This is a genomic window from Lentilactobacillus kefiri, from assembly GCF_007989105.1.
Taxonomy (GTDB): Bacteria; Bacillota; Bacilli; order Lactobacillales; family Lactobacillaceae; genus Lentilactobacillus; species Lentilactobacillus kefiri.
On record NZ_BJVK01000069.1, the window covers coordinates 1 to 3,816 of the forward strand.

A 3,816-nucleotide genomic window follows, 5' to 3' on the forward strand; every position below is an offset into this window, starting at 1 on the left:
AATTATGGACTTTAAATTTAACACCATGAGCATGACAATTTTAGTTAGAACTATGTGTATTCAGTGAGAACATTTAAAGTTCCTATTTTGAGTCTTCGGGTCGAAGACTGTTGTTGTCCAAATCATAAATGTATACAATTCGACGCAGTCTTTTATCCATATCATCAAATTTTGCTTTTAGAACTGGTTGCAGTTTTGCAAGTAATTTGAAGTCATTTGTCGTATAGCTGGGTGCTTGTCGACCTTTTACTCGACGATTATAGGCCATTTGAATTTTAAAAATCGGGTTATCATTTTCATTTTCGTAACCGTAGGAAACTTTGTAAAATATTCCATTTTCATGAATTTTTGAATCCCCCTTAACAAACACACTAATTACTGGATCGAAAATAGGTTTTGACATATTTCTTCCTCCTCCCCTATAAGGTATTTATAAACAATGTATACATACATTATAAGCCCCCTATAAAGATTGTCAAATGATTGTAGGCGACTTGGGAAAAATTCGAGCGCCACAATGATGACCTTAGTCTTTATGTCAGTCCTATTGTGGTGCTTTTAAAGATCTCAAACAGATCCTAAGGGAGTGTTTGAATGACTTCGACGGAATCAATTTCGAGAATCCGAATGTCAAAGCATACCTTAATATTCGACATACTAGTTTAAAAACAATACCAAAGTTTGGTCATGTTCATTGGCAGCTGGTATAATGTATTTTATTGATATAATATATGATATGGGGCTGGTGGACTGATTGAAGGCGTTTCATGGAACAAGTGAAAATAATGTAAACTCAATCCAGAATGATGGCTTCAATGTGGACAGAGATTCTGGCAGATTACCCAATGATTTGGGTGATGGATACTACTTTTTCGTTAAGAACACTTTTGGTCTCTCTCCTGAGAAAATGGCATTTCAGTATGCTAAAACATACCAGCGTTCACCCGTTGCAGTTTTATCGGTGAATGTTGACGAAAAAAATAGCAATGTGTTAAATTGCGATTGCCTAAGCACAATCGAAGAAGTGGTAAAATTTCGATTGGAAAATTATGAGGCAGTTAAAGAACAACTAACTTATTATAAAACAGTTAGCTCTCCACAGAAGGGAATTTTGAAACGAGGCAACTTAGATGGCATTATCTTGAATATGATGATAGAAAAGCTAGAGAGCGTCACCGGCGTTGCCATTGATGTCATAAAAAAGAATACGTATACAAAGTGCGAATGTCCCGGCTATAATTTAAGTAATTTTCCAAACGGCACCGAAATATGTATAAGAAATTCACAAAAAATAACAAACATTCAAAAAACATCTATTCATAATTAATTCATAGTATACGTATCATGATTCTATAGAGTACAGTATGATATACTAAAATTGTATGAAGGAGGTATGCTTCATGGAAATAAATATTAAAGACTTGATGGTCAATCATTCTTGGAAAATGAGTGATCAGGAAATTCATAATAGTTTGGTGAAGATGGGATATATTACCGATAATATTGATTTTTCATCAATCCAAATGGATTCGTTAGAAGTTGATTCTGATGATACAAACTCTATGACTAATTATTTGGACACTAAGACTGATCATTTCCAAATGAAGAGTGAGTTAGTGTTACCAGAAGGTAAGTTAGGACATGTGAGAACATTTGCAGAGGTTGCTTAATTATGGCTAAAGAGAGTGCTTTTAAGTTTTCCGATCCAGAACTATTGTCCTTAAACTTCAAAAAAAATGAAGAGTTTAAAAAGGACAAAGAAAATAAACCCGAAAAAATCCAAATAAAAGCGACAGTTGAAGAATTTCCTGGTAGTCGTAAGAAATTTTATTTGAGCCTTCAAGTTATCATTGATAATGATGGCCCATACATTATAAATTTAGTTATGCGATCCTTGTTTGACACCACGGATGTCACTGACTCAAGCCAAATTAATAATTTCTTGAAAGTCAACGCACCGGCACTGATTTTTTCATATATACGTCCTTTCTTAGCATATTTAACTAGTCAATCTGGGAATGGAACATTACATCTTCCCTTCTACAATTTCTTAGATAGTGATAAGCAATTGAATATTTCTCATAATACAGGTAGCGATCCGGAGTAAACTCAATCAATTGCTTATCTTTCACTTTGGTCAAATTGTTCTTACATGAGATTAATTGAATGGGGACATAATTGTCATTGGAAGCGCCGTGTGATACCTATAGCGTTTTTTTTAAAAAATCCGCCTATATATTTAACGAGCCCTAGAGAAATTGGAATTACTCCGTTGCAAAACTATTATATGTAAGTAAAAGCCAGCAACTAGTTGATTTATTAACCAAGATAAATTTTGCTTAATTTGGAAAATTAAACTTATTTAAAAAGTCTTAATATTAATAGGTTATAAAAACGGCCATTAGGGTATACCCTAATGGCCAGGTTCTTACTTATACACGACTTTAAAAGTTTCACAGATACATGGAATTCGATCTGTGAATACTTTTCCAGCCTGATAATATTCCTTTTCAAAAAAATCTTTATGAACCTTTCGCCAATATTCTAAGCTTCGATTTCCTTCACCTTCAAGGTAAGCATGATCAGCTGTAACTTTGTTAAGGTTTTTGATTTCAACTCGCTCTGTCTATGTAATACATACAGGTGCTCCTGAACCGTCTAAAACAATACTGTAAGTACCTACTTTGGGTTTAGGCTCATTTTTTCGTACAATTCCAGAGCAGAAGTAGTGGCTGTTTTTTTACCGATTCTGATTAACTCGGCCGACTCATCACCTACTTGTTTGCCATAGCCAAATTGCTCTGCCAGATAATGTTCTCCTGTTACACCACTCACTTTTTGAAATGCTTCCCAATAACGTAAAATCCTTGATTCTTTCATAAGGACTTCCTCCCTCTGTATTCCCCCTATTAGTGTGACGGATACTGTTTTTATTTGGTCGCAGTTATCACAAAAGTTGGAACCATCGGGGTACCCCACCAACCGTTATAGCCAGCATTTACAATATTAACGTTTTGATATCCCAATTCTTTAAGAATACGCACATATTTACTAGTTTCGTAGCCTATATCCATGATTACTAACTGACCTTTTTGTTTTTGAACCCTTGCTATGTTTACAAGCGCTACTTTCCGTTTCTCAAATGGCTTAATATTATGCAGTACCAAACTAGATACAATCAGATCAAATTCATTATCGTTGAAAGGCATGTCTAAGATATTAGCAGTTTTCAACTTTACCTTGTCAGCCAAATTACTATTTTCCATTATTTTTTGAGTAGCTGCAATTGAATTACTTCCCTGATCCTTATTACTCCAGATATCAATTCCTATTATTTCGCTTATGTTTGCCGCTTGTCCGTTAAATTGCAACATAAAGGCACCGTGACCACAGCCAGCGTCTAATATCTTACTGTCTTTTTTTAAATGAATACTGTTAACAATAGATTTCATTATTCTATACTTACCAATTATTGAAGTATGCATGTATTTAAGCCCACACAAAACTAACACTAAGACCATAATGGCTGAAACGGTGTTAAAACCACTTATTAACATCATAATTCCAATAATTAAAGCTGGCCCAAAGAAAAAAGCCAAGCCTATTGGTGCGTCCATCTCCCAGATACTTTTCATTAAAATCTCCTATATCAACGTATTTATTCTTTAAAGCATATCATTTTTGTTGCTACTGTAATCTTTAAACTTAGATTTCAAATCAAATCCATTTCCTATAACTAATCATCGTGATACTACATTATGAGTCACAAAAAGACTTCTTTCTGTAACTAAGAATGGAGAAATTGTTCTCTTTAGG

The 3,816-nt window shown here is 34.1% G+C and carries 7 protein-coding genes; 3 read left to right on the top strand and 4 right to left on the bottom strand.

The features are described 5' to 3' along the window. Positions 1 to 82: 82 nt before the first annotated feature. Positions 83 to 403 carry a hypothetical protein gene (locus LKE01_RS11520; protein ID WP_054769653.1) on the bottom strand — a complete coding sequence of 107 codons (321 nt, stop codon included), beginning with the start codon at positions 401 to 403 and terminating at the stop codon, positions 83 to 85. A 351-nt stretch (positions 404 to 754) separates the two neighbouring features. Here LKE01_RS11520 and LKE01_RS11525 point away from each other — a divergent pair, with 351 nt between their 5' ends. From LKE01_RS11525 to LKE01_RS11535, 3 genes are all read left to right on the top strand, one after another. Next, positions 755 to 1,327 (top strand): poly(ADP-ribose) polymerase family protein, encoded by a 573-nt coding sequence (locus tag LKE01_RS11525; protein ID WP_057962130.1) that lies wholly within the window; start codon positions 755 to 757, stop codon positions 1,325 to 1,327. Between the two features lie 73 nt (positions 1,328 to 1,400). Further along, the gene (locus tag LKE01_RS11530; RefSeq protein WP_054769655.1) at positions 1,401 to 1,670 is read left to right on the top strand and encodes a hypothetical protein; all 270 of its coding nucleotides are present in this window, start codon (positions 1,401 to 1,403) and stop codon (positions 1,668 to 1,670) included. A 2-nt stretch (positions 1,671 to 1,672) separates the two neighbouring features. Beyond that, positions 1,673 to 2,107, top strand: coding sequence for a protein-export chaperone SecB (locus tag LKE01_RS11535; RefSeq protein ID WP_054769656.1), 435 nt, complete (start codon positions 1,673 to 1,675; stop codon positions 2,105 to 2,107). A 321-nt stretch (positions 2,108 to 2,428) separates the two neighbouring features. Here the strand turns inward: LKE01_RS11535 and LKE01_RS12270 are convergent, their stop codons facing one another. From LKE01_RS12270 to LKE01_RS11545, 3 genes are all read right to left on the bottom strand, one after another. Further along, positions 2,429 to 2,611, bottom strand: coding sequence for an ASCH domain-containing protein (locus LKE01_RS12270; RefSeq protein WP_225426958.1), 183 nt, complete (start codon positions 2,609 to 2,611; stop codon positions 2,429 to 2,431). A 68-nt stretch (positions 2,612 to 2,679) separates the two neighbouring features. After that, the gene (locus LKE01_RS12275; RefSeq protein ID WP_225420321.1) at positions 2,680 to 2,880 is read right to left on the bottom strand and encodes an ASCH domain-containing protein; all 201 of its coding nucleotides are present in this window, start codon (positions 2,878 to 2,880) and stop codon (positions 2,680 to 2,682) included. Between the two features lie 50 nt (positions 2,881 to 2,930). Beyond that, positions 2,931 to 3,635: a class I SAM-dependent methyltransferase gene (locus LKE01_RS11545; RefSeq protein WP_057962131.1), complete on the bottom strand. Its 705-nt coding sequence runs from the start codon at positions 3,633 to 3,635 to the stop codon at positions 2,931 to 2,933. Positions 3,636 to 3,816 lie beyond the last annotated feature (181 nt).